Here is a 25572-nt window from a genome sequence, read left to right as displayed (position 1 = left end):
CTCGGTCCGGGCGTCCCATCCAGCCTTTTCCATAGCCTGCGTGATGAACTTGGTACAGATATCGCGTTCGCCAAGCGCCTGCTTATCCATAGGACGTGATTCCTTTCTTGCTGGCGTTACCGTGCTCGGGCCTGTCTTTTCACCCTGTCGGGTGACGACGGGTCATCTTACGGCGCTCGCTCCGAAACAGCCTGGGCCTCTGCAGAGCGATCCGGCACGATCGGAAGTTCAATGTCCAGGCCCCCACGGAGCATCTGCCTTGCATTCCCGAAGAAGAGTTCGGCACGGATGGGAGGGACTGCGGAACTGGAGGGTGAAGGCGGTCGGTTGGCGGGATGGATGGCTATGGTGGGTTGAAGGCGCCGGCGTGCCCCCGGTCAGGCGTGCGCGTTCACACGGCCGCCGAGGTGCTGGTCCACCATGGCCTTGGCCTGTCCCAGGCTGCAGCCATGCTCGCTCTGGCAGGCCCTGATGGCCGCCATCTTCTGCAGGGGATCGGCGGCAAGGGTACGCCAGTCGATCTTTGCGGGCTCTGGCTCTGGCTCTGGCGCAGGGCCGGACCGCGTGCCGCCCTCCTCCACCGAACGCACTTCCCAGCGCGCCACGACGGGAAAGGAAAGGTCCACGGCGGGCAGCCTGTCCAGTTCGGCCGCCAGTTCATCCTGTGAAATCAATGAAGCCACCTGGCGAACACGCGCCCGGGGCCCGTCGCGCCAAGGCCTGATCTCCAAGGGACGCCGGCAGAAATCCTGCAGATAGTCAGCCAACTCCTGCTTCATGAAGCGCGTGGTCTGTGCGACATCGGCCCGCAACAATTGCAAAGCCTCCGGCTCCGAGAATTCATCCAGCTGATCGCTCAGGTCCGCAAAGGCCTGCAGAAATCCCGCGCAGACAAAGACATCGAAGCAGGCGTGCGAAAGACTGCTGGCCTCGTCATCGTGCAACACCAGCGCCACACCCACGCCATGCGCGTCCAGCGGTGTCAGGCACCAGGCATCGCCGGCGCCCGACTGGGCGAATGGCAAAAAGCTCCGGCCGTTCTGTGCGCCAGGATGAAGCCAGCCCTCGATGATTTCCCGGCTGCCTTCGGCGTCTATCCATTCGAAGTCCTGCCAACTCATGAACAAGGGCGGGTCCTGCAGGCAGCGCTGGCGCCAGGTGGCTGCCCAATCCGGGCCGTAGACGGTCTTTCCCGATGCCAGGAGGTCGCTCAACAGTGGCGGCAGCGCAATGCCGGTCTGGTTGGAGAGATTGGCGTAGTCGATGAGGGGATTCATGGTCAATTGACGAGCAATAGAATTTTCTGGAGACTCAAATTCATGTTATTTCAGACATCGCGCTCTTACCATTCAGACGGCTGGAAATCATACAGCTCCAGGTCCAACCCTCGCATCAGCCGACGACCTCTTACCCGGACACATCGAGCATGAACCTCACACCCGATAGGCGATAGCACGACACCGAATTGCAAAAAGTTACCCTTTGTAATTTGAAGAATTGGAAAAATATCGTTTAAAAGAAAAATTAATCCAACTAAAAAAGGAGAGGCTACATATGCCAAAAAAGCGATATGTAACAGGAGGATCTGATGGATGGTTACGCGTCAAACGTGATCCCACGGGGGAGATTATTTCCATCCCTGAGCATTTGCAGATTGACTTGACCACATCAAGTGGCGGGAGAGATTACTTCACAATCACGAAAGGTGTACATAGAAACAAAAAATTCTCCGTAATTTCTGGAAACATCAGCTCTCAACGACCTGAATACAAAAGCTCTGCAAATTTGACATTCAGCCTCAGCAGAAAGACTCTCAACTACCGTTTTGGCTCGGTCAAAGCCTTCACTTGGCCAGAAAATCCGATAGAGATTGGAGTACATCCAATTCAAATCCCGGACCATCCTCATGATGGTGGCATCAGATATTCAAGCATCACACCCTATGCAAAAACATGGTTCTATCTTGGCCGTGGAGAAGCGATCGCGTTCCAGGACGACCGCTATCTGCACCCGGGAAGAGAAAGCGCCGGCTGCATCACAGTGGAGCCAGCTGCCTGGAATCAACTTTATCGCTACCTTATTCTCTGCAGGACCGGTGATGGCAAAACTGTTGGCAATGTTGCTGTTGTGCGTTAGTACAACCCACCTGTCATGGGCTTCTTCCAAAGAAGCCATGGCGCCCATGCTCTCCAAGGAGGAGGAGGGCAATCCACAGGCTGTGGCTGATTGGCTCAGGACGAATGGTTCCAAGGCAGACCAGGTGACTGCAAGAAAATCCTTCGAAGAAGGGCTGAAACGCAAGCAACGCAAGGACTGGGGCGCTGCCATCAAGGCATTTGGCGACAGCGTTGGTTTTTATCCCACTCCGCGTGCATTCAATGAGCTTGCCGAAGCGAGATTGCAACTGCTGCGGGAGATCAGGCAGCGAAAACCCGCACAGAATTCTGATTGGCGCCGGCATATCCAGGAAGCAGAGATTTCTTATCGCAATTCGCTTGCAGCCGATGCAGTCATCAAGCAATTGACCAAGGAAGAACGGCATCAAACCGAGCTGAACGTGGAGTGCTTGAACCGCTATGTGGAATCTGAGGCAAAACCGCACAACTGCCCGCCGTTGACGCTCTATGGACTTGGACCATGAGACCGCTGCTTTGAGCCTTCAACGCGCGCATCCTGTTTCCACGCGACGCTGGCCAGTACCTATCCAAGCCTCCAGCGGCGGCAGCGCAATGCCGGTCTGGGTGGAGAGACTGGCGTAGGTGGTCATTGGATTCATCCCACGTCCATATGCAGCCGATGCCTGTCGCAATGCACGCATTGGAAAAGGCAGCCGGAAATCATGCCGTCCGTGGACATGCGCTCCAGCATCCACTGCGCATTGTTCCTGTAGATGCCTTCAATGTCGGGCAGGACTTCAGCAAGGAAAGGCTCGATGGTCTGCCTGTCGGCGTGACCCAGGAAGACACAGGGTGCATTGCAGTGCGTGAGCCACACAGGCTGCTGCCAGGCCCTGTAGCCAGGCGTGCGCTGCGCTACTTCCAGCAGCAGTTCCCTGGCGATGGTGGGCTCGGGGTCGGCCGGATCAGGCGACACGCCTTCGATATCGGTGTATCCCACAAGTTCGCCGTCGTATGTCTCGCAAGCCTGCCCGCTGGCAATGCACCAGGGACACAGGTAGTCGGGGCTTTGCTGGCTGTAGAACGGGCCCTCGTACTTGAGGCTGCGGTTTTGTCCGCAGCAGGAACACACACCCTCTTCCTGCTCGAAGACGGCTTCGTAGGCGCCGGGATGGAATCTGAAATGCGGGCGGTCCATTTCAAGGTCTCTCTTTCCCCAATGGAAAGGCGCCATTGTCCATGGCGGCTCAGCGCGTGGAAATGAAACGTTCCTGGCAAGAAAAAACCGCGCAAAGCGCGGTTTTTCCGAGAAGCGCGGGAGCTGCTTTAGCAGCCCCGCTGCAGCATGTGCCGCCTCAGACGTTGAACAGGAAGTTCATCACGTCGCCATCCTTGACGACATATTCCTTGCCTTCGGCGCGCATCTTGCCCGCGTCCTTGGCGCCTTGCTCGCCCTTGAAGGCGATGAAGTCGTCGAAGGCGATGGTCTGGGCGCGGATGAAGCCGCGCTCGAAGTCGCCGTGGATGACGCCTGCGGCCTGGGGGGCGGTGTCGCCGACCTTGATGGTCCAGGCGCGCACTTCCTTGACGCCGGCCGTGAAGTAGGTCTGCAGGCCCAGCAGGCCGAAGCCGGCGCGGATCAGGCGGTTCAGGCCGGGCTCTTCCAGGCCCAGTTCCTGCAGGAACATGTCGCGGTCCTCGTCGCTCATCTCGGCCATTTCAGCCTCGATCTTGGCGCAGATGGCCACGACGGGAGCGCCCTGCGCCTCGGCATAGGCCTTGAGGCTGTCGAGCAGCGGGTTGTTCTCGAAGCCGTCTTCGCTGACGTTGCCCACGAACATGGCGGGCTTGGCGGTGATCAGGCAGAACTGCTTGAGCAGGGGCGCGTCTTCCTTGGAGACGGGAACCGTGCGTGCGGGCTTGCCCTGGTCCAGCGCAGCCTGGATGGGGGTCAGCAGCGCCACCAGCTTGGCCGCTTCCTTGTCGTTGCCCGACTTGGCGGCCTTGCTGTAGCGGTTCAGCGCCTTCTCGACGGTGGCCAGGTCGGCCAGGCACAGCTCGGTCTGGATGACCTCGATGTCGGCGATGGGGTCCACCTTGTTGGCCACGTGGATGACGTTCGGGTCTTCGAAGCAGCGCACCACGTTGACGATGGCGTCGGTTTCGCGGATGTGGGCCAGGAACTGGTTGCCCAGGCCTTCACCCTTGGAGGCGCCGGCCACCAGGCCGGCGATGTCCACGAATTCGACGATGGCCGGGACGATGCGCTCGGGCGTGATGATGTCGGCCAGCTTCTGCAGGCGCGGATCGGGCACTTCCACCACGCCGGTGTTCGGCTCGATGGTGCAGAAGGGATAGTTCTCGGCGGCGATGCCGGCCTTCGTCAGCGCGTTGAAGAGAGTGGACTTGCCCACATTGGGCAGGCCCACGATGCCGCATTTGAGGCTCATGGCAGGGCTTTCTACAGGGATTCTGGGGACAAACCCCGTATTTTAGTCAACCGGGCATTTCCTGTCGTTTCAGGCGAACTGCCAGTCGCCGGCCACGGACTGGCCAACAGCCAGTTCAGCCCCGTCGTGCAGGCCTTCCAGCACGGCATTCATGCCGAAGGTGATGGCACCATCGACACGGTCGTCCTGGCGGTAGGCACGGATGGCATCACCCACGGCGGTGCCCTGCACGGCCGTGACGGGGTCGATGTCGGGAATGGGGCAGCGTGTGCAGGGCTTGGCCATGCGCAGCCGCAGGCCCCGGGCATCGAGCACGTCGAACCCGTCGACCCGGTCCTCGTCGTGGGCCTCGAGGCCCTCGATCACGATGTTCGGTCGGAAGCGGCGGGCATCGACGGCGGGCTGGCCGGCGGCCTGCAGGCGCTGGTTGAGCTCATCCACGGCCGCCTGGCTCAGCACCAGCAGCGGGTAGCCGTCCGCAAAGTGCACGGGCGCGGCCTCGCCGCCTGTCCAGCGCTCGCTGGTGCGGCGCGGCGCGGCCGGGTCGAAACGCACCAGGGCGCAATCCGCGCCCAGGGCCTGGGTCAGCCAGCGCGCTGCCTCCGGCCCCATGTCCCAGGTTTGGACCCCATCCGACCAGACGCGCGCCTGGCGCACCGGACCCGTGGCCTGCAGCGGGATGCGCAAGGGCGGGAGCTGGGGGAAATGCAGGACCAGGTGGCCGGCCTCCAGCTCGGGGCGTATCCAGGCCATGCGCGGATGGTCGCGCTGGGTCAGGAATTCGCCGTTGGCATCGACCACCATCCAATGGCGGTCCCAGGCCAGGCCCGTGGCGCCGACGCCGCTGCTTTGCAGCGCGATGCCCGCGCAGGATTTGACGGGATATACCCACAACTGGGCAATGCGGCCCTGCACGTCTCTTTCTTGGTCAAACATCGGATAGCTCTTTTTGGGGAAATCTGGAGTGTGTATGCCATCCATGGCGCGAATGGCGCCATGCGATGGGCGGCAATATGCCAGATGGCGACGCAGGCTGCGGCACATCACGCCAAAGCCGGAGTTTGCGCCAGTTGGAATCCCCGGCATGGCCCGGACTCCTACAATGCCGGCCATGGCGCAAACCTTTGATGTATGTATACGCGGGGCCGGCATCGCAGGCCGGACCCTGGCTCTCCTGCTGGCCCGGGAACGGCTGCGCGTGGCCCTGGTGGTGGCCGCTCCCACCGGCAACGCGCCCGATGTGCGCGCCTACGCGCTCAATGCCAGCGCACGCGGCCTGCTGGACAGCCTGCGCTGCTGGCCGGACGACGAGCACGCCACGCCCGTGACGCAGATGGAAGTCTTTGGCGACCTGGACGGCCATGTGCTGTTCGACGCTGCCCGCCAGGACGTCGACGCCCTGACCTGGATCGTCGATGTGCCCGCGCTGGAGCAGCGCCTGGCCGAGGCCGTGCGCTACCAGCCCATGGTCGAGGTGGTGCACCAGCCCGTGGCCGCGCCGCTGACGGCCATCTGCGAAGGCCGTGCCAGCCGCACGCGCAGCGAGTTCGGCGTGGACTTCGCCGTCACGCCCTATGCACAGCACGCCATCGCCACCCGGCTGCACTGCGAGCTGCCGCACGGCCAGGTGGCGCGCCAGTGGTTCACGCCCGAAGGCATCCTGGCCCTGCTTCCGCTGGAAGGCCCCCAAGGCCACAGCGTGGCCGTGGTCTGGTCCATTGCGCGCGAGCTGGCCGATGGCTGGCTGGCCGCCGACACGCAGGATTTCACGGCGCGGCTGGAAGCCATCAGCCAGGGCGCACTGGGCCGGCTGGAGCTGAGTGCACCGCGCATGGCCTGGCCGCTGCAGCAGGCCGTGGCCGACCACTGGTGCGGCTCCATGCCCGACGGCGATGCACGCTCGGCCCGCAGCTGGGTGCTGGTGGGCGACGCGGCCCACAACGTGCACCCGCTGGCAGGCCAGGGCCTGAACCTGGGCCTGGGCGATGTGCAGGCGCTGGCCCGCGTGCTGCAGGAGCGCGGCTACTGGCGCAGCACGGGCGATCTGCGCCTGTTGCGCCGCTACGAACGCGAGCGCAAGGCCGCGCTGGCGCCCATGGGCCTGGCCATGGACGGGCTGCAGCAGCTGTTCAGCCGACCGGAGGTGCCGGTGCAGATGCTGCGCAACTGGGGCATGAAGGGCTTCGAGCGCTTCGGCCCGCTCAAGGACTGGATGGCGCGCCAGGCCATGGGCCTGGACCCGCGCAGCGGCGCCTGAGCCCGGCATGCAGGAATGCTTGCCGTTGAACCCTTTGCCGATTTGCGACTCGTACCCGTGCTCCGTGGCGCACTGCGCTGCGCACTCCCCCCTCAACCACGGCGCGGCCGGCCTGAACGCGGCCCCGCCCACCTCCGCATTGCCATGAAACTCTTCGCCTGCCTGCTGACGGCTGCCAGCCTGACCTGGAGCCTCGGTGTTCACGCCCAGGACGCCAACCTGCGCAAGACGCTGACCGAGCGCATTCCCCAGCTGGAAAAGATCGACGAAATCCGCCCCACGCCCATGTCCGGCCTGTTCGAGGTGCGCATTGGCACGGATCTGTTCTACACGGACGCCAAGGGCAACTACCTGATCCAGGGCGAGCTGATCGACACCAAGGCACGCCGCAACCTCACCGAAGACCGCATGAACCAGCTGACGGCGGTGGACTTCAAGCAGTTGCCGCTCAAGGACGCCGTGACCATCGTCCACGGCAAGGGCGAACGCAAGATGGCCGTGTTCGAGGACCCCAACTGCGGCTACTGCAAGCGCTTCGAACGCGACCTGCAGAACGTGGACAACGTCACCATCTACCTGTTCCTGTACCCCATCCTGAGCCCCGATTCGGCCGAGAAATCGCGCAACATCTGGTGCGCCAAGGACCAGGCCGGTGCATGGGCCGACCACATGCTGCGCGACAAGGTACCGGCCGCTGCCCAATGCGACACCTCGGCCGTGCAGCGCAACCTGGCCTTCGGCCGCAAGTACAAGATCACGGGAACGCCCACCGTCATCTTCACCAACAACACCCGAGTGCCTGGCGCCATCAGCGCCCAGGAAGTCGAGAAGAACCTGGCCGCAGCCGCGCGCTGATCGCCACCTCGCGGGCCTGATGCCGGGCCCGCCCCTCTGATTCCCCTTGGCCGGAGCTTCCCGGCTCCAGCCCGCCGCAGCGGGCCCGGGCAGCCTCCAGGCCACACCTGCAGGAGCCCGAATGACCTCTCCCCTCGCCGCCACCGCCGCTGCCACTGCCGCAGCGGACATCCACTACCGCGTGCAGGCCCTTGATGTGGACGCGCACCTGTTCAGCGTGCAGCTGCACATCGCCCGCCCGGCCGCCGGCCAGACCCTGTCGCTGCCAGTCTGGATTCCCGGCAGCTATCTGGTGCGGGAGTTCTCCAAGAACCTCCAGGACCTGTCTGCCGAGCAGGACGGCCGTCCCGTCGCGCTGGCCCAGCAGGGCAAGAACCTCTGGCAGGTCGACTGCGCAGCCGGCGTGCCGCTGGTGCTCAGCTACCAGTTCTGCGCCTACGACAGCTCGGTGCGCACGGCCTGGCTGGACCGCCGCCGCGGCTTCTTCAACGGCACCAGCCTGTGCCTGCGCGTGCACGGCCAGGAAGACACGCCGCATACGCTGCAGCTGCTTGCATCGGACGCCACGGCATCGTGGCAGGTGGCCACCGGCCTGGACGCCGTGGACGCCGATGCGCGCGGCTGGGGCCTGTACCGCGCTGCCCACTACGACGAACTGGTGGACTGCCCCGTGGAGATGGGCAGCTTCTGGCGTGGCGACTTCGTGGCCGCGGGCGTGCCCCACAGCTTCGTCGTTGCGGGCGCCGCGCCCAGCTTCGACGGCGCGCGCCTGGTTGCCGATGCACGCAGGATCTGCGAGACCGTGCTGGCCTTCTGGCACGGTACGGGCGAGCAGGCCACGCCCGCGCCCATGCAGCGCTATGTGTTCATGCTCAACGTGGTCGATGACGGCTATGGGGGCCTGGAGCACCGCAACTCCACGGCCCTGATCTGCGGCCGGCGCGACCTGCCGCGCGTGGGCGAGCGCAAGGCCGCCGAGGGCTACACCACCTTGCTGGGCCTGATCAGCCACGAGTACTTCCACACCTGGAACGTCAAGCGCCTGCGCCCCGCAGAATTCGCACGTTACGACTACGGGCAGGAGAACTACACCGAGCTGCTGTGGTTCTTCGAAGGCTTCACCAGCTACTACGACGACCTGCTGCTGCGCCGCGCCGGCCTGATCGACAACGCCCAGTACCTCAAGCTGGTCACGCGCACCATCAACCAGGTGCTGCAGACACCGGGCCGCCGCCTGCAGTCCGTGGCCCAGGCCAGCTATGACGCCTGGGTCAAGTACTACCGCCAGGACGAGAACACGCCCAACCAGACCGTCAGCTACTACACCAAGGGCTGCCTGGTCGCGCTGGCCCTGGACCTGCAACTGCGCCGCGAAGGCCGCAGCACGCTGGACGACGTGATGCGCGCGCTGTGGCAGCGCTGCCAGGGCGGCCCCATGCGCGAGGCCGATGTGCTGGCCGTGCTGCAGGAGCTGGGCGGGCGCAGCTTCGCCCCCGAGATCACGCAATGGGTGCACGGCACCGACGACCTGCCGCTGGCCGAGCTGCTGGCCGCCCAGGGCGTGCAGGCCAAGGCCGAACCGGCGCAGACTGCCCAGCGGCTGGGCCTGCGCGTACAGGAAAGCCAGGGCATCACCGTCAAGACCGTGCTGCGCGGCAGCCTGGCCGAGCGCGCAGGCTTCATGGCCGGCGACGAATGGCTGGCCATCGAGCTGCCCACCGGGGCCGAGGATGCACAGCCCGCACGCTGGCGCATCACCCGCCTGGACGATGTGGCGCTGTACGCAGGCACGGCGCTGGAGATGGTGGCCTGGGTGGCCCGCGACCGCCAGATCCTGGCCTTCACCCTGCCCTGGGGCTCGGCCCTGCTGAGCGAGGCCGCCATGGTCGAGAAAACGGACAACGGCGATGCAAAAGCTGCCATCTCCAGCGCTCCACAGCTCCCGTCTCCCAGCAACCTCGCCCTGGAAATCACCGACGAAGAGGCCGTGGGACGCTGGCTGGGCGGCCGCGCCGACAGCCCGCAGGCTCCCGGCACGCCGTGAAACGCGGTGCAGGCGCGCACATGCACACACGCGCACCCGCGCCCCTGGCCGGTTATTCTTGAGCATCACGACGACAACCCCAGCAGGAGACTCCCTTGGCCTACGAAATGATTGAAGTTCGCGTCGAAGCCGACAAGGTCGGCATCATCACGCTCAACCGCCCCAAGCAGCTCAACGCGCTCAACGACCAGCTTATGAACGAGCTGGGCCAGGCCCTGCAGGCCTTTGATGCCGACGAAGCCATCGGCTGCATGATCATCACCGGCAGCGAGAAAGCCTTTGCGGCCGGCGCCGATATCGGCGCCATGGCCAAGTACAGCTTTGCCGACGCCTACAAGGGCGACTACATCACGCGCAACTGGGAGACCATCCGCAGCATCCGCAAGCCCGTGATCGCCGCCGTCAGCGGCTTTGCCCTGGGCGGCGGCTGCGAGCTGGCGATGATGTGCGACTTCATCATCGCCGCCGACAACGCGAAGTTCGGCCAGCCGGAAATCAAGCTGGGCGTCATCCCCGGCGCCGGCGGCACGCAGCGCCTGCCACGTGCCGTGGGCAAGTCCAAGGCCATGGACATGGCCCTCACGGCCCGCATGATGGACGCCACCGAGGCCGAGCGCGCCGGTCTGGTCAGCCGCGTCGTGGCCTTCGACAAGCTCATGGACGAAGCCCTGGGCGCCGCCATCATCATCAGCGGCTTCTCGCAGATCGCCGTCATGGCGGCCAAGGAATCGGTGAACCGCGCCTTCGAGGGCTCGCTGGCCGACGGCGTCATGTTCGAGCGCCGCCTGTTCCACGCGCTGTTCGCCACCCAGGACCAGAAGGAAGGCATGGACGCCTTCGTCAACAAGCGCTCCGCAAACTTCAAACATCTCTGAACCTGCTGAAAGACACGCTACAATGCGCGTCTTCCGGCAAGGCACTGCAGGCCTCTCGCAAAGAAATTTCGAGAAATTTGCACAACTTCCCGGATCGACCAAAAATTCTGCATATAATTTAGGTCTTACGGCGCTTTAGCTCAGTCGGTTAGAGCGATGGAATCATAATCCACAGGTCCGCGGTTCGAGTCCGTGAAGCGCCACCAAACAAAGAAAAGGGTCTACGTGCAAGCGTAGACCCTTTTTTCTTGCCCGACGAACAGAGCGCGGGCACGCCGGGAGCGCACCCTGCTCGCCGCCCTCCCCCGGCTGCTAGCGGCGGCTCTTCAGCTCAATCCAGTGGTTGTCCAGCGCCATTCCAGGCACCGCCACCGTGCGCAACACCTGGCCGCGTTGTCGCAGCTGGGCCTGGCGCGCACCGCCCATCCACAGCGCGGGCTCGGCAGGCAGGGGCCGGCCGTTGGCATCGAGCGAGACGCTTGCGTTGGCCACGCAGTACACGCCTGGCATGGCATCGCCACGCAGCCAGCGTCCGCTGGCCTGGCCGTTGCCGGGCACCTGCCACCAGGTGACGGTGTTCACGCGCGGGCAACTGACGGCGAAGAGCTGGCCGTCGCAACCGATGTCGCCGCCATAGCCGGCCAGGGGCTCGCGCCCTTCGGGCAGGGGCACGGCATGCAAACGGTGGCCATCGAACAGGGCCAGCACGGGCGCGGCGGCGCGCGCTTCGGTGTCGCGGTGCTCGGCCTGCAGCGCAATGCCCAGCCAGCGGCGCGCGGGCGCGTGGGCGACCTGCGGGCCCCAGGCCAGGTGGCGCAGGCTCAGGCGGCTGTCGTCCAGCTTCCACAGGCCGGCACGGGCGCCGCCTTCTGCCGGCAACAGCCGCGCGATGGACGAGTCCATGTGGTCCAGCTGCAGCTTGCGCCGGCCGGTCTCGGACTGCGTGGGAATGCCGCCGTTGGCGACCATAAGCGTGCCGTCGGCGTCCAGCAGCAGCTGGTGCGGGTCCATGCCGCCCGTGCGCCATTCGGCGATCTTCTCCAAGGTGATGGCATCGCGCACGCCGATCAGTCCCTGGGCATCTTCCAGGTCGGTCTCGGTGGTGTAGAGATGGCGGCCATCGGCGCTTTCGATGACATGGCCGTTGAAGAAGCGGTCGGGCTCTATCCACTGCCATTGCGCATCCTCGGCGGCCTGTCCGGGCTTCAGGCGCACCAGCCAGTCACCAGGGCGGCGGCTGGCAAAGACCACGGAGCCGTCGCGCAGCGCGGCCATGCCGTGGGCGCGCGTGGGCACATCCAGGGCCTGCAGCACCTGCAGCGGCCTGTCCACCTGCGCACTGGCCTGCACGATGCCGACACGCATCTGGTCACCCTGCATCCAGGCCGCAGCCAGCGACCGTGCCGGTCCAGACGGCCTGGCCGCATGGGAGTTTGCCAGCGGCATGGCAGCCAGCAGACCCAGGCCCTGCAGCCAGCGGCGGCGATTCAGCGCCTGCTCAATCCCCGTCGGCATCCGAGAACCCGATGTTGACTTCCAGCGCAGGCGCCACCTCGCCTTCCATGAGGCGCTTGAGGCGCGACAGCGGCTTGGTGCCGGCATCGACGGCCTTGGCGCTCGGCTCGGTCAGGGCGCGCATGCCGGCATCGGCCTCGTTGACGGCCGTGAGCCAGCGGTCGGCCAGCGGGTTGAGGCCACGGCCGCGCAGGTAGGACTCGATGGGCACGATGTCCACGCCGGGCCGGGGCACCTTGCGGTCCACGCTCACGGCCAGCGTACGCAGGCCCTGCCAGTGCGCGCGCCAGACCTCGACGGTGCTGCCGCTGGCCAGGTGCTCCCAGGCGGGGGGCTTGCTGCCTGCACTGCCCGCACTGCGCAAGGGCTTTTCCATGTCCGCCCAGCGCAGGCGCTCCAGGCCGCCGACCCACTGGTTGATGAACTCGGCCATGGCTTCGGTGGTGGCATCGCCGTCCTCGGACCAGTCCTGGGCGGCAAGCTTGGCAAAGCCATTGCGGAGGATGCCCATCTCGGCGCCGATTTCCTCGGACACCAGGGTGGCATAGGCGCAGGCCGGCGTCTGCGGCTCCACGGGCTGGGTCCACAGCAGGTTCTCGAGCGCCGGGTATCCCTTGGCGGGTGCGCCGATGCGCTCCATGGCGGCCAGATCGGCGGGGGCCGACTGTATGGCCTTCTTGAGCAGGGCCGGGCGCATGGGGCGGAAGTCCACCAGGCGTGCCGAGCGGCGCTCCACCAGCGGCCCCAGGGCCACGGCCGAGAGGCTGCTCCACTGCCGCGACGATTGCACATAGGCCTGGCGCGCCGTCTGCAGCGTGGCGGCAGCCGATCCCGCAGGTGCCGCGCAGTGTGCGCGCAGCGCCTGGCTCAGCGCCTGGGCGGATGCCTGCGCGGCCTTGGCCTCGGGCGAGAACCATTGGCCGTACAGCCCCTGCACGGCGTGGGCCGTGTTGTAGAAGGGAATGGCCATGTTGGCATCCACTTCCTGGGCATGGACAGGGGCTGCGGCCAGCAGCGCCAGCGCGGCGGCACAAAGGATTTGGCGAGGGGTCATGCGCATGTCTTGCATCAGAGGGACTCCACAAATTTGACCAGGGCTTCACGGTCTTCGGCGCTGAACTGGCGCACCTGTTCGCGCGCGGCTTCGGCCTCGCCGCCGTGCCAGAGGATGGCTTCCAGCACGCCGCGCGCACGGCCGTCGTGCAGCAGGCGCTGGTGGTTGTTGACATCGGGCAGCAGGCCTATGCCCCACAGCGGCGGCGTGCGCCACTGGCGGCCTGAGGCCTTGAAGTCGGGCCGGCCATCGGCCAGGGCCTCGCCCATGTCGTGCAGCAGCAGGTCGGTGTAGGGCGCAATGGTCTGGCCCGACAGCGCCTGGCTGCTGAGCGCCGGCGACAGCGCGGGGAACAGCGCGCCGCCGGTCTTGTACGAAGGCCGGTGGCACTGTGCACATTGGGCCTGGTGGAACAGTGCCTCGCCACGGCGCACGGCAGGGTCGCTGGCGTTGCGCCGTGCAGGCGGCGCCAGCGTGGCCTGGTAGAAGATCACGTCGTCCAGCACGCGGTCCTCGATCTCCACGCCTTCGGCGCCGTTGCCGTTGGGCGCGGCCAGGCAGTCCTTTTGCGCGGGCGTGCAGGTCTGGTGCGGGAAACGCTTCGATGTGATGCCGATATCGCCCAGGAAGGCCGAAGCCGTCTGGTGGGCAATGGAGGCCACGTTGGCCTTCCAGCCGAAGCGGCCCAGCATCATGCGTTCGCCGTAGGCATCCCAGACATAGTTGGGCTGGCCCTTGATGGGGCCGCCCAGGGCCGCCTGGGCGGCAGCGTTGGCCAGGATCTCGGACTCCGGGATGTGCTCCAGCAGGCCCAGGCCGATGACCTGGGGCGCAATGCGCGGGCTGGTCATCAGGTTGGCAGCGAGGGGGCCGTAGTTGAGCGCAGCCAGCTCGTAGACCGGCTTTTCCAGCGTGTAGGCCGTGCCGTCGGCAAAGCGGCCATGCACCTGTTCATAGCGGATGCGCAGCTGGCCCTCGCCCCTGACGCCCAGCACGCCCTCGGTGTTGAACTGGTCGCCATAGACCGGTTCCGGCACCGGGCTGCCGTGCGGGCCTTCGCCCGGAATGGACAGCCGCATGAGCAGGCCCGCGAACGGCTGGGGCTTGAGCGGGTTGTGGAAGTCGGGCGGCTGGGCGCGGCCATCCTGCACATGGCAGCCGCCGCAGGAGCGCGCCAGGAAGTGCGGGCCCAGGCCATCGCGCGCCGTGGTGGAGGCCGGCGCCTGCACCCAGTTGCGCTTGAAGAAGGAGTTGCCGATGACGAAGCGCGTGCGCTCTGCATCGTCCAGGTTGGCGGCGGGCAGCGAGAAGGCGTTGCGGCCCGTGGCGTGGACCGTGGTCTGGCCGCCCGGGGGCAGGGGCTCGCCCGGTGCCGCGAACAAAAGAGCTGGATCGGGAGCAGGCTGCGGTACTGGCGCGCGCGCTGGCGCGGCAGCCACCGTGTCCTGCTGTTGGGCCGAGCAGCCCATCAGGACCAGGGAGGCAGCGACCAGCAGCGAGGGGGAGAGATTCATGGGTGGGGACGTCCCTGGAAAAGCCATGGCCGCCGAACCCTTTCGGGGGCGGCGGCCTTGGCGCATGGGCGTGAGAGGGGTTGGACGCTTGGGGTGAATGCTCTTTTAGTTGGCCTTGGGGTCCACCAGGTTGAGCTGGGTGATGCCGACGGCATTGGCCGCCTCCACCAGGTCCTTGCTCTGCTGGACCAGGCTGTCGATGGTGGCCTGGATCTTGGCGCGCGAGGCCGAGTCGCGCGCGCCCTGGATGGCCTGGTCGAACGGCGCGGGAATGGCCTGGGCCGCCTGCACCGACTGCGTGATCTGGCGCGTGGTCCTGTCGGCCAGCGCGCTGTCCTTGGAGGCCACCCAGTCCCTGATGCCCGGGCCTTGCAGCTCGCTGCCGTCCAGGCGCTTGTAGCTGCCCTGCCAGACGTTGAGGATGCCCTGGGCATTGGTCACGGCATCGCGGTGCGTGTTGTCCGAGAAGCAGGAGTGCTCGTCTTCCTGGTCGCGGCTGGCCAGCGCCACTTCCAGGCGCTCGCCGGCCAGCTCGCCGCGCGACAGCGAACCCAGGCCCACGAAGATGCGGCGCAGCGCGTCGTCGGGCTTTTTCTCGAACTGGGCGCGGAAATTCTTGGGCGAGCCGGGCTTCCACTGGTCGGCCACCGACTGCAGATCCTCGATCAGCAACTCGGTCACCACCTTCAGGTACTCGCGGCGGCGGTCGGCATTGGATTTCTTGCCATCGACGAAGTCGGTGTAGGGACGCGCGCCCGGTCCCTTGTCATTCAGGTCCTGGCCCCAGAGCATGAACTCGATGGCGTGCCAGCCGGTGGAAACGTTCTCCTCGCCGTCATGCTCGTTGAGTTCGGCCAGGCGCTTCTTGGTGATGGCTTCCTTGCGGTTGTTGATGATGCCGGCATTGGGGTTGCCTTCCACATAGTCCACATAGGACTCGTCCATGGGCCAGGCGTTGATCTGGCCTTCGGGTCCTTCATCGTTGTCGATGGGACCGGCGTAGAAGCGGAAGGCCTCGGTCTGGCCGTAGTACTCCCGGGCATCCAGCCAGGCCTTGCGTGCCTGGTTCAGGCCCTGCTCGCTGGGCGCCGCCAGAAAGGCCGCAATGGCTTTCTGCATGGTCTTGGCGGAGCTGATGGAGTCCGAGTAATTGGCGTGCACCAGGGTGCCGTAATGCTTGACCACCTCTGCAACGGAGAGACTCTTCTTCACGGGCTGTTGAACGGTGCCGGCGGCTGCGGCCTGGCTCATCGGGGCGGCCGCGCCCAGGGCCAGGGCGGCTGCAATCAGGATGGGATGCATGGCAGAAAGGATCGGAGGTTGGAGAACTCGGAATGCCAAACTGTAATGAGAATTGTTTTTATTGGCAAAACCTGCGAGATATCGCCGCACTGCACCGCAAGGTCATAGGCGGACCCGGGCAGAAATGGGGCGCGCCAGCGGCGCAATGGCCGCAGCGGGCGCCAGCCTAGCACGAGCACCCTTGGCGCCCCGGCCAAAGACCCAGCACCCTGGCATAAGCCCCGCAGCTTGCCTTGGCTGGCGACTTGCCTTACCATCTCGCCCGCTCGCATGGGCCGCCCTCTCCTCTCAGGGCCTGCCCACGACCTCCAAGCCCTGATCGCCCAGCCGATTCAGGGCTTTCGCTTTTTGCAGAAGCGGTCTTTTGGCGCTGCACCTTGCGCTCTGTCTTTGCGCGCAGCCCCTGCCATGCCCCGGCATGCCGGCCGCCCAGCTTGTTTTCCCACCAGGACTCCCGTGCCCATCGCCTTCCCAGGATGCAGCACACGCGCAGCGTGCCCGCACGCCGGCTCAGCCGGCGGCGCAGGCGTTTTGCGCGGTGCCGCACCCCAGCGAGAGCGCGCGCCGTCCTGGCTTTCAAGGATCTTCACGTGACCACCACTTCCTCCGGGGCGCTCGCAGCCAATGCTGCCGGCGCCAGCACAGACACGCATGCCGGCGCCCATGCCACCCAGGTCAATGGCTACAGCTGGAAGGCCCTGGCCGGCTCGGCCGTCGGCTATGCCATGGACGGCTTCGACCTGCTGATCCTGGGCTTCATGCTGTCGGCCATCTCGGCCGACCTGCACCTCACGCCGGGCCAGGCCGGCTCGCTGGTGACCTGGACGCTGATCGGTGCCGTGTTCGGCGGCATCTTCTTCGGCCTGCTCAGCGACCGCTACGGGCGCATCCGCGTGCTGACCTGGACCATCATGCTGTTCGCCGTGTTCACGGGCCTGTGCGCCTTCGCGCAGGGCTACTGGGACCTGCTGGCCTACCGCACGATTGCGGGCATCGGCCTGGGCGGCGAGTTCGGCATCGGCATGGCACTGGCTGCCGAGGCCTGGCCTGCCCGCCACCGCGCGCGCGTTTCGTCCTATGTGGCCCTGGGCTGGCAAATGGGTGTGCTGGGTGCGGCGCTGCTGACGCCGCTGCTGCTGCCCCTCATAGGCTGGCGCGGCATGTTCCTGGTGGGCGTGATACCGGCCGTGGTGGCCTGGGTGATCCGCAACAAGCTGCACGAGCCCGAGGTCTTCGTGAAGCGCCAGCAGTCCGCCACGCCCTCGGCCCGCATGCCGGTGCTGCAAAGCCTGAAGCTGCTGGTGAAGGACCGCGCCACGGCCAAGGTCAGCCTGGGTGTGATCGTGCTGACCTCGGTCCAGAACTTCGGCTACTACGGCATCATGATCTGGATGCCCAGCTTCCTGTCCAAGCAACTGGGCTTCAGCCTGACCAAGTCTTCGATCTGGACTGCCGTGACCGTGGTGGGAATGATGGTCGGCATCTGGGTCTTCGGCCAGCTGGCCGACCGCATCGGCCGCAAGCCCAGCTTCCTGATCTTCCAGCTGGGCTCGGTCATCATGGTCGTGCTCTATTCGCAGTTGTCCGATCCCACGGCCATGCTCTGGGCAGGCGCCCTCATGGGCCTGTTCGTCAATGGCATGATGGGCGGCTACGGCGCCGTGATGAGCGAGGCCTACCCCACCGAGGCGCGCGCCACCGCGCAGAACGTGCTGTTCAACATCGGCCGCGCCGTGGGCGGACTGGGCCCGGTGGTGATCGGTGCGCTGGCCATGAGCTATTCGTTCCAGGTAGCGATCGCCCTGCTGGCGGCCATCTATGTGCTGGACATGCTGGCCACGGCCTTTCTGATCCCCGAACTCAAGGGACGCGAGCTGTCCTGAGCGGCTCAGATCCTCCGGCTCAGAAGAAGGCCCCACAATGCAAAGAGCTGCCGATGGCAGCTCTTTTTTTGTCCGGCAACCGGCGTGCCCAGGCTCAGCCGCCTTCGCTGCACTCCAGGTTTTCGATGCGGTCTGCCGCCTCGCGGATGTCTTCCTGGAACATCTGGTCTCCCAGCATCACGGAGATCTGGCCCTCAAAGCCGCGCAGCTTGACCAGCGCAGCCTCGTAGCCGCCGCTGCCCAGGCGCTTGAGGCCGCACAGCGCATAGAGCTTGGCCACGGGAGATCGGCGCGGATCGTCGATCACGGACAGCAGGACGGCATTGGCCTCAGGCCGCCTGAGCATGGCTTCCAGATGCCGCTCGGCGGGCGAGATCTGGCCTGCAAAGCCGACCAGTCCCAGGTTGAACTGCGAAGCATCCAGCGGCGCCGGGTCCAACGGACGGGCCAGGGCCGGGGCGGACAGGAGCAGGCAGATCAGGGCGGTGGACAGGGTGGTCTTCATGGCGGAGGCAAGGCCGTGGATGGCTTGATGAGGCAGTCGGAAAGGCTCTTCGACGCAAAGCATGGCGACAGGTTCCCATCACCGCCATTGCAGCCATCACCCGCCAAACAGCCAGCCTGCGACGAGCGTGCCGCCATAGAACAGCAGCAGGGTGACCGGCACCAGATGCCAGCCCCAGACCCTGAACCACCAGTGATTGAACAGAGTCACCAAGGCGCCGATGGCGATGCAGATGGCCAGCGCACCCAACCGTTGCTGCAAGCTGTCGGCAACACCTTCGGATGCAAAGAAGATGAACGCCGCGATGAGGGAGCACAGCAAGGCGGTATAGACCGCCACTTTCTCTTTCCTGCGGAATTTCAGGATGCTCATGGAGGGGCCAGGGATGTTTCGAGGAATCAGTCACCAGGAAAACCTGCGCCACCGGGGCGCGCAGGTTCATAGCGGCATGATTTTTCGTATCTCGCCCTGAATGCGCCATAAGACCCGTCTTAATCTGCAGCCGCTGCAGCGCATGCGCAACGTGCTGCGGCCCACCAGGCTCAGTCAGCCACGGCCAGCACCACGGCGGACTCCGGCACCCACAGCCAGACCTTGCGCCCTGCGCGCAAGGTCCAGGACCCGCCCTCTTCCGACTCGGCCGCGTAACCCACGCCGCTGCCACCCCAAGGCAGTCGGGCCACCACTTCGCGCGGCCCGGCCTTGGCGGCGCGGGCCACGCGCTGGACCTGGGCGGGCCAGGCATTCAACATGCCCTGCACATTGGCCTGCACATCGCCCTGACTATCGGAGTGCGGCCCCCAAGGCAGCACCTGCACGGCCGTGGCCTTGCACAGCGCCATCACGGGCAGGCCCGGCGCCAAGCCCAGCAACTGGGCGCTTTCTTCGGTGATGCGTGCGGCAATGCCTGATGCATCCCCGCCGCCATCGGGCAGCAGCCAGACGCGGACTTGGGCGCCCTGCGCCTGCAGGGCACCAACCCGGCAAGGCCACAGATTGCGCATGCTGGTGCGCAGGCCCAGCCCCAGCCCGGGAGCCGCCGAAGAAACGCCGGCGGGCCCGCCAAAGCGCTGCAGCACCTGCGCGCGCGCCTGCTCCAGCGCATCGGCCATGGCCAGCAGGGACTGCCCGGCCTCGGTGATGCGCGCGCCACCACCGCCGGCGCCGCCCACCGAGCGCTCCACCAGGGCACGGCCCGCCAGATTGGTCAGCACATCCAGCGCCTGCCAGGCCGCCTTGTAACTGACACCCGCCTCGCGCGCGGCCTGGGAAATCGAATGCCCTGCCGCGATATGCCGCAAGATGGCAATGCGCCGGTCGGCCAGGTCATGGCCCAGCGCGGGCACCAGGTCTGAGGGAGAAGCGGGGGTTGCGGCAGTCATGCGCAGCATCATGCCCGCCAAGCGTTATTTCCCGCCAAGCAAAACGCCTGCACCCTGCATGCGCATTTTCAGGTCGTTACACTGCGCTATTCACCAACGGAATAGCGAGAGACCCATGAACGTGAACCAGCCCCTGCGTGCCACCGCCTTCGCCGCCCTTGCCCTGTTCGGCTGGGCCGCTGCGCAGGCCGCCGAAGTGTCGGTGGCCGTCGCCGCCAACTTCACGGCGCCCATGCAGAAGATCGCCGCCGAGTTCGAGAAGGACACCGGCCACAAGGCCCTGCTGTCCTTCGGCGCCACGGGCAAGTTCTATGCGCAGATCGTCAACGGCGCGCCCTTCCAGATCCTGCTGGCCGCCGACGACACCACGCCCGAGAAGATCGCCAAGGAGGGCCGCGGCCTGCCCGATTCGCGCTTCACCTACGCCATCGGCCAGCTGGTGCTGTGGAGCCCCAAGGCCGGTTATGTGGACGACAAGGGCGAGGTCCTCAGGACCGGCGACTACAGGCACATCGCCGTGGCCAATCCCAAGCTTGCGCCCTACGGCACGGCAGCCATGGAAGTGCTGAACAAGCTGGGCATCACGGCCCAGGTGCAGCCGCGCATCGTGATGGGCGAGAACATTGCCCAGACCTACCAGTTCGCGGCCACGGGCAATGCCCAGCTGGGCTTCGTGGCCCTGTCGCAGGTGATGGAAAACGGCAAGCTGCGCGAAGGCTCGGCCTGGCAGGTGCCCGGCTCCATGCACGAGCCCATCCGCCAGGACGCCATCGTGCTCCACAGCGGCAAGGACAACGAAGCCGCCACCGAGCTGATGAAGTACCTGCGTGCTGACAAAGCGCGTGCCATCATCCGCTCCTACGGCTACGGGCTTTGACCCCCTGAGCGGCTACGCCGCTTCCCCCTGAAGGGGGACGACAGCCTCGCTGCGGGGCGGCCCTTGCTTGCTGTCTCTGACTTGGGCCGCGCCGGTTTCTCGGGCTGTGTTTTCCTACGGACACCTGCTATTTGCCCCGCATGATTCTTACCGCCGACGACTACGCTGCCATACGGTTGACGCTCAAGCTTGCCAGCGTGACCACGGTGCTGCTGCTGACGCTGTGCACGCCGCTGGCCTGGTGGCTGGCGCATACGCGCTCGCGCTGGCGCGGCCCGATTGGCGCCGTGGTGGCGCTGCCCCTGGTGCTTCCGCCCACGGTGATCGGTTTTTACCTGCTGGTGACCATGGGTCCCAACGGCCCCGTGGGGCAGCTGACGCAGGCGCTGGGGCTGAGCACCCTGCCCTTCACTTTTCCGGGCCTGGTCATCGGTTCGCTGGTCTATTCCATGCCGTTCACGGTGCAGCCGCTGCAGCGTGCCTTCGAATCCCTGGGCACGCGACCCATGGAGGCTGCGGCCAGCCTGGGCGCGGGGCCGCTGGACCGCTTCTTCACCGTGGCGCTGCCGCTGGCGCGGCCGGGCTTCATCACGGCGGCCGTGCTGACCTTTGCGCACACCGTGGGCGAGTTCGGCGTGGTGCTGATGCTGGGCGGCAATATTCCCGGCGTGACGCGCGTGGTCTCGGTACAGATCTACGACCATGTGGAGGCCATGGAGTACGCCCACGCCCACTGGCTGGCAGGCGGCATGGTGGTGTTCTCCTTCCTGGTTCTTCTGGCCCTGCACCTGTTGCAGCCGCGTGAGGAGCGCCGCGCATGATGACCGCCTTCTCTGCCTCCCGGATGTCCGACGCCGCGCACTCCCATCCCTCCTCGGAAATCATCGCAAACCTGGCGCTGGAGCGTGCCGACTTCCGCCTTGACGTGCAGCTGCAGTTGCCCGGGCGCGGCGTCACCGCCCTGTTCGGCCCCTCGGGCTGCGGCAAGACCACCTGCCTGCGCGCCCTGGCGGGACTGGAGCGCGCGCGCGGCCGCGTCGCCGTCAATGGCGAGGTCTGGCAGGACGATGCGGCCAGCCAATGGCTGCCCACGCACCGCCGTGCGCTGGGCTATGTGTTCCAGGAAGCCAGCCTGTTCCCGCACCTGACCGTGCGGCGCAACATCGACTACGGCATGCGGCGCACGCCGGCCGCGCGGCGCAAGGTGTCCCAGGAGCAGGCCGTGTCCCTGCTGGGCATAGGCCATTTGATGGACCGCATGCCCTCCACCCTGTCGGGCGGCGAGCGCCAGCGCGTGGCCATTGCGCGGGCGCTGGCCACCAGCCCGCGGGTGATGCTGATGGACGAGCCCCTGGCCGCGCTGGACGCCCAGCGCAAGGCCGAGGTCCTGCCCTACCTGGACCAGCTGCGCCGTGAACTCGACATTCCCGTGGTCTATGTCAGCCACTCCATTGACGAGGTAGCGCGCCTGGCCCAGCACCTGGTGCTGCTCAAGGCAGGCGGCATCGTCGCGGCCGGCGCCACCAGCGAACTGCTGGCACGGCTGGACCTGCCGCTGAGCATGGGCGACACGGCAGCGTCCATGCTCAGTGCGCAGATCCGGCAGCACGATCCGGATGCTCACCTGAGCACGCTGTGCTTCGATGGCGGGCGTCTGCGCCTTGTCATGGCCTCCCCGCGCCCCGTCGGCGAAACCGTGCAGTTGCGCGTGCAGGCACGCGATGTGAGCCTGAGCCTGCAGCACCCGCAAGACAGCAGCATCCTCAACATCCTGGCGGCCACCGTGCAGGATCTGCGCGAGGACGGCCCGGGCCAGGTCATGGTCTCGCTGCAGCTGGGCCCGTCCCGCCTGCTGGCGCGCATCACCCTGCATTCCGCCCGGCAGCTGGGCATTGCGCCGGGCATGCATGTCTTCGCCCAGATCAAGGGCATGGCATTACTGGACTGAAGCTGCGCGGCGGCACCGATATCATGCGCAGGCCGCCTGCGCGGCCCACGCCATGAACGCCACCACCGAACACGCTCCCGCACCCGCCCCGGACTCGGGCCCGGCAGATGCTGCCTGCGCCATCGCGCCCGCCATTGCCGCACTGCGCACGCATGCGGTGGTGCGCCACCGGATCGCCGATGGCGGCGCCGTCAGCCTCCAGCCCGAACCCCAGGTGCTGGCCAGCGAAGTCCCCATCGCCCTGGTGTTCAATGGCATCTCTCACGCCGTGATGATGGGCACGCCCTCGGACCTGGAAGACTTTGCGCTGGGTTTTGCGCTCACCGAGGGCATCCTGGACAGCGGCGCCGACTGCTACGGCATCGAGGTGCGGGCAGTGGCCGCCGAAGCGGCAGGCCTGCCGGCCGGCATGGACGGCATCGAGGTGCAGCTGGACGTGGCCTCGCGCTGCTTCGCGCGCCTCAAGGACCGGCGCCGCAGCATGAGCGGGCGCACAGGCTGCGGCGTCTGCGGCGTGGACAGCTTCGCGGCGCTGGACCTGTCCTTCGACCCCCTGCCCGCGCACGACTGGATCGCCCGTGTCGATGCCACCACGGTGTGCGCTGCCATCGATGCCCTGCCGCCGCTGCAGCGGCTCAACGCCGAAGCCGGCGCCGTGCATGCCACAGGCTGGGCAGGGCTGGACGGGCAACTGACGGATGTGCTCGAGGACGTGGGCCGCCACAACGCGCTGGACAAGCTGGTCGGCCGCCTCTCGCGCACCGGCCGCCTGGGCGAGGCCGGTTTTGTCGTGCTCTCCAGCCGGGGCAGCCATGAGCTGGTGCGCAAATGCGCCAGGGTCGGCATCGCCGCCCTGGCCACCATCTCCGCCCCCACGGCCATGGGCGTGCAGATGGCCGAGCTGACCGGCCTGCGCTTCTGGGGCCTGTGCCGCCCGCCCAAGGCGGTGCTGTATGCGCCGGGCCGCACCTGACCCAATGCCCGAGTGCTGCGCCTGCGCGGCGGCAAGTTCGTAGAATCGCGGGTTCAGCCCCTGGATGTACACCATGAACCGCTGCAAGCCCCATTTCTCTGCCGTCCGCCGTCTGTGCGCCGGCGCCCTGCTCGCCGGCCTGGCCTGCGCCAGCCTGGGCGCGGCCGCGCAGGGCCTGCCCTCCAACGAGACACGCAACTTCCCGCCGCAGGCCCAGTTCGGCGAGCTGGTCGTGACCGCGCAGTTTCCCGTGGTCGAAATCGACGGCAAGACCATTCGCACCAGCCCGGGCTTTCGCCTGTTCAGCCCCGAGCGCACGCTGGTGCAGGCCATCAACTACCAGGGCAGCAAGCTCGTGGTGGGCTATGTGATCGAGCCGCAGACGCAGTGGCTGCACCAGGCCTGGATCCTGACCAAGGCCGAGGCCGACAAGCACTACAAGCCCAAGTCGATGCTGCACCGCTTCTTCAACTGAGGCCGGCGCACACCGCACGCACACGATGGATGCGGCCCGCAGCTTGCGGGGCGCAGCGGCTCGGGCCAGGGAGCACAGCGCCCGCCCTGGCCCGGCCATCTTCTTTTTTTGCAGACCGCCGCTTGCAGTGCGGCGGCTGCCTGACGGAACCCCACCATGTCCAAGAAAGTCTTTATCAAAACCTTCGGCTGCCAGATGAACGAGTACGACTCGGACAAGATGGCCGATGTGCTGGGCGCCGCCCAGGGCTACGAGTCCACCGACGACCCGGAGCAGGCCGACCTGATCCTGTTCAACACCTGCTCGGTGCGCGAGAAGGCACAGGAGAAGGTGTTCAGCGACCTGGGCCGCTACAAGCACCTGAAGGAACGCGGCGTGCTCATCGGCGTGGGCGGCTGCGTGGCCAGCCAGGAGGGCGAGGAAATCATCAAGCGCGCGCCCTATGTGGACGTGGTCTTCGGCCCGCAGACCCTGCACCGCCTGCCCGAGCTGCTCAATGCACGCGCCGCCAGGCACAAGCCCCAGGTCGATATCAGCTTTCTCGAGATCGAGAAATTCGACCACCTGCCGCCCGCGCGCGTGGAAGGCTCCTCGGCCTTCGTCTCCATCATGGAAGGCTGCTCCAAGTACTGCAGCTACTGCGTCGTGCCCTATACGCGCGGCGAGGAAGTCAGCCGCCCGTTCGAGGACGTGCTGATCGAGGTCGCCGGCCTGGCCGACCAGGGCGTGAAGGAAGTCACGCTGCTGGGCCAGAACGTCAACGCCTACCTGGGCAAGATGGGTGACACGGCCGAGATCGCCGACTTTGCCCTGCTGCTGGAGTACGTGTCCGAGATCCCCGGCATCGAGCGGATCCGCTACACCACCAGCCATCCCAACGAATTCACGCCGCGCCTGATCGAGGCCTACGCTCGGCTGCCCAAGCTGGTCAGCCACCTGCACCTGCCCGTGCAGCACGGCAGCGACAAGATCCTGATGGCCATGAAGCGCGGCTACACGGCCATGGAATACAAGAGCACCATCCGCAAGCTGCGCGCCATCCGGCCCGAGATGGCCATGAGCAGCGACTTCATCGTGGGCTTCCCCGGCGAGACCGAGGAAGACTTCCAGAAGATGATGAAGCTCATCCACGACGTGCGCTTCGACAACAGCTTCAGCTTCATCTTCAGCCCCCGCCCTGGCACGCCGGCCGCCAACCTGCACGACGACACGCCCCACGAGGTCAAGCTGCGCCGCCTGCAGGAGCTGCAGGCCGTGATCAACAACAACATCAAGGACATCAGCGACGAGCGCGTGGGCACGGTGCAGCGCCTGCTGGTGGAAGGACTGTCCAAGCGCGATGGCAGCGAACTCATGGGCCGCACCGAGTGCAACCGCGTGGTGAACTTCCCGGGCAACGAACGCCTGATCGGCCAGATGATCGATGTGAAGATCACCGAGGCACGCACCTTCACGCTGCGCGGCGAGGTCGTGGTGCGCCACTGATCCCAACCCGATCCCTGCGGCCCCGGTGGCCCAGCGACCTCTTGCGTAACGAAAGCCCGGC

At 66.3% G+C, this 25572-nt stretch carries 24 protein-coding genes and 1 tRNA gene; 14 read left to right on the top strand and 11 right to left on the bottom strand.

Annotation, left to right across the window (positions count from 1 at the left end):
- Window positions 1–377: 377 nt before the first annotated feature.
- Complete coding sequence (locus tag PO605_RS05525) at window positions 378–1277, bottom strand: SMI1/KNR4 family protein (RefSeq protein WP_047474405.1); 900 nt, start codon at window positions 1275–1277, stop codon at window positions 378–380.
- Between the two features lie 277 nt (window positions 1278–1554).
- Between PO605_RS05525 and PO605_RS05520 the strand changes: the two genes are divergently transcribed.
- The gene (locus PO605_RS05520) at window positions 1555–2136 is read left to right on the top strand and encodes a hypothetical protein (RefSeq protein WP_272206169.1); all 582 of its coding nucleotides are present in this window, start codon (window positions 1555–1557) and stop codon (window positions 2134–2136) included.
- Entirely contained in the window at window positions 2099–2641 is a 543-nt protein-coding gene (locus PO605_RS05515) for a hypothetical protein (protein WP_156136146.1), read from the top strand. The genes PO605_RS05520 and PO605_RS05515 overlap by 38 nt, the downstream gene beginning before the upstream one ends.
- A gap of 131 nt (window positions 2642–2772) precedes the next feature.
- On the opposite strand, the gene PO605_RS05510 is transcribed toward PO605_RS05515, so the two are convergent.
- From PO605_RS05510 to PO605_RS05500, 3 genes are all read right to left on the bottom strand, one after another.
- Complete coding sequence (locus PO605_RS05510; protein ID WP_047474407.1) at window positions 2773–3315, bottom strand: CbrC family protein; 543 nt, start codon at window positions 3313–3315, stop codon at window positions 2773–2775.
- A gap of 157 nt (window positions 3316–3472) precedes the next feature.
- A complete protein-coding gene (gene ychF / locus PO605_RS05505; RefSeq protein WP_016447967.1) occupies window positions 3473–4567 on the bottom strand; it encodes a redox-regulated ATPase YchF in 1095 nt (364 codons plus the stop codon).
- 69 nt (window positions 4568–4636) lie between these two features.
- Window positions 4637–5503 carry an MOSC domain-containing protein gene (locus tag PO605_RS05500; RefSeq protein ID WP_047474408.1) on the bottom strand — a complete coding sequence of 289 codons (867 nt, stop codon included), beginning with the start codon at window positions 5501–5503 and terminating at the stop codon, window positions 4637–4639.
- 175 nt (window positions 5504–5678) lie between these two features.
- On the opposite strand from PO605_RS05500, the gene PO605_RS05495 reads away from it, so the two are divergent.
- From PO605_RS05495 to PO605_RS05475, 5 genes are all read left to right on the top strand, one after another.
- Entirely contained in the window at window positions 5679–6824 is a 1146-nt protein-coding gene (locus PO605_RS05495) for an FAD-dependent monooxygenase (protein WP_026062153.1), read from the top strand.
- A 144-nt stretch (window positions 6825–6968) separates the two neighbouring features.
- On the top strand, window positions 6969–7679 hold the full coding sequence (locus PO605_RS05490; RefSeq protein ID WP_034364245.1) for a DsbC family protein: 711 nt from the start codon (window positions 6969–6971) through the stop codon (window positions 7677–7679).
- A gap of 121 nt (window positions 7680–7800) precedes the next feature.
- Window positions 7801–9723, top strand: coding sequence for a M61 family metallopeptidase (locus tag PO605_RS05485; protein WP_047474409.1), 1923 nt, complete (start codon window positions 7801–7803; stop codon window positions 9721–9723).
- Between the two features lie 95 nt (window positions 9724–9818).
- Window positions 9819–10598 (top strand): enoyl-CoA hydratase, encoded by a 780-nt coding sequence (locus tag PO605_RS05480; RefSeq protein ID WP_047474411.1) that lies wholly within the window; start codon window positions 9819–9821, stop codon window positions 10596–10598.
- A 129-nt stretch (window positions 10599–10727) separates the two neighbouring features.
- Window positions 10728–10804 (top strand) — tRNA-Met (locus PO605_RS05475).
- A gap of 106 nt (window positions 10805–10910) precedes the next feature.
- Here the strand turns inward: PO605_RS05475 and PO605_RS05470 are convergent.
- The 4 genes from PO605_RS05470 to PO605_RS05455 form a co-directional block, all read right to left on the bottom strand.
- Window positions 10911–12113, bottom strand: coding sequence for a DUF1513 domain-containing protein (locus PO605_RS05470; RefSeq protein WP_047474413.1), 1203 nt, complete (start codon window positions 12111–12113; stop codon window positions 10911–10913).
- Window positions 12097–13182, bottom strand: coding sequence for an imelysin family protein (locus PO605_RS05465; protein WP_047474415.1), 1086 nt, complete (start codon window positions 13180–13182; stop codon window positions 12097–12099). The genes PO605_RS05470 and PO605_RS05465 overlap by 17 nt, the downstream gene beginning before the upstream one ends.
- Window positions 13182–14681 carry a di-heme oxidoreductase family protein gene (locus tag PO605_RS05460; RefSeq protein ID WP_047474417.1) on the bottom strand — a complete coding sequence of 500 codons (1500 nt, stop codon included), beginning with the start codon at window positions 14679–14681 and terminating at the stop codon, window positions 13182–13184. The genes PO605_RS05465 and PO605_RS05460 overlap by 1 nt, the downstream gene beginning before the upstream one ends.
- Before the next feature lie 105 nt (window positions 14682–14786).
- Window positions 14787–15983, bottom strand: a complete 1197-nt coding sequence (locus tag PO605_RS05455; protein ID WP_047474419.1) for an imelysin family protein — start codon at window positions 15981–15983, stop codon at window positions 14787–14789.
- A 725-nt stretch (window positions 15984–16708) separates the two neighbouring features.
- Between PO605_RS05455 and PO605_RS05450 the strand changes: the two genes are divergently transcribed.
- A complete protein-coding gene (locus PO605_RS05450) occupies window positions 16709–17866 on the top strand; it encodes an MFS transporter (RefSeq protein ID WP_231574542.1) in 1158 nt (385 codons plus the stop codon).
- A 94-nt stretch (window positions 17867–17960) separates the two neighbouring features.
- On the opposite strand, the gene PO605_RS05445 is transcribed toward PO605_RS05450, so the two are convergent.
- The 3 genes from PO605_RS05445 to PO605_RS05435 form a co-directional block, all read right to left on the bottom strand.
- Window positions 17961–18371 carry a hypothetical protein gene (locus PO605_RS05445; RefSeq protein WP_047474424.1) on the bottom strand — a complete coding sequence of 137 codons (411 nt, stop codon included), beginning with the start codon at window positions 18369–18371 and terminating at the stop codon, window positions 17961–17963.
- 96 nt (window positions 18372–18467) lie between these two features.
- The gene (locus tag PO605_RS05440; protein ID WP_047474426.1) at window positions 18468–18743 is read right to left on the bottom strand and encodes a hypothetical protein; all 276 of its coding nucleotides are present in this window, start codon (window positions 18741–18743) and stop codon (window positions 18468–18470) included.
- 170 nt (window positions 18744–18913) lie between these two features.
- Window positions 18914–19765, bottom strand: coding sequence for a TOBE domain-containing protein (locus PO605_RS05435; protein ID WP_047474428.1), 852 nt, complete (start codon window positions 19763–19765; stop codon window positions 18914–18916).
- A 103-nt stretch (window positions 19766–19868) separates the two neighbouring features.
- Here PO605_RS05435 and modA point away from each other — a divergent pair, with 103 nt between their 5' ends.
- The 6 genes from modA to miaB all read left to right on the top strand — a co-directional run bounded on the left by modA (window position 19869) and on the right by miaB (window position 25511).
- Window positions 19869–20630, top strand: coding sequence for a molybdate ABC transporter substrate-binding protein (modA, locus tag PO605_RS05430; RefSeq protein WP_047474429.1), 762 nt, complete (start codon window positions 19869–19871; stop codon window positions 20628–20630).
- 140 nt (window positions 20631–20770) lie between these two features.
- On the top strand, window positions 20771–21451 hold the full coding sequence (gene modB, locus PO605_RS05425) for a molybdate ABC transporter permease subunit (RefSeq protein ID WP_013804076.1): 681 nt from the start codon (window positions 20771–20773) through the stop codon (window positions 21449–21451).
- Window positions 21448–22578: a molybdenum ABC transporter ATP-binding protein gene (gene modC, locus PO605_RS05420; RefSeq protein ID WP_047474431.1), complete on the top strand. Its 1131-nt coding sequence runs from the start codon at window positions 21448–21450 to the stop codon at window positions 22576–22578. Before modB ends, modC begins: the two co-directional genes overlap by 4 nt.
- A 52-nt stretch (window positions 22579–22630) precedes the next feature.
- A complete protein-coding gene (gene fdhD / locus PO605_RS05415; protein ID WP_047474434.1) occupies window positions 22631–23551 on the top strand; it encodes a formate dehydrogenase accessory sulfurtransferase FdhD in 921 nt (306 codons plus the stop codon).
- Window positions 23552–23624: 73 nt separating this feature from the next.
- Window positions 23625–24026 (top strand): hypothetical protein, encoded by a 402-nt coding sequence (locus PO605_RS05410; protein WP_016447986.1) that lies wholly within the window; start codon window positions 23625–23627, stop codon window positions 24024–24026.
- A 156-nt stretch (window positions 24027–24182) separates the two neighbouring features.
- On the top strand, window positions 24183–25511 hold the full coding sequence (gene miaB / locus PO605_RS05405) for a tRNA (N6-isopentenyl adenosine(37)-C2)-methylthiotransferase MiaB (RefSeq protein WP_272206168.1): 1329 nt from the start codon (window positions 24183–24185) through the stop codon (window positions 25509–25511).
- Window positions 25512–25572: the final 61 nt, after the last annotated feature.

The organism is Delftia sp. DT-2 (genome assembly GCF_028401915.1).
Classification (GTDB): domain Bacteria; phylum Pseudomonadota; class Gammaproteobacteria; order Burkholderiales; family Burkholderiaceae_C; genus Comamonas; species Comamonas tsuruhatensis.
The sequence above is the reverse complement of the archived record's forward strand: the minus strand, read 5'-3'. Positions and strand labels throughout refer to the sequence as shown.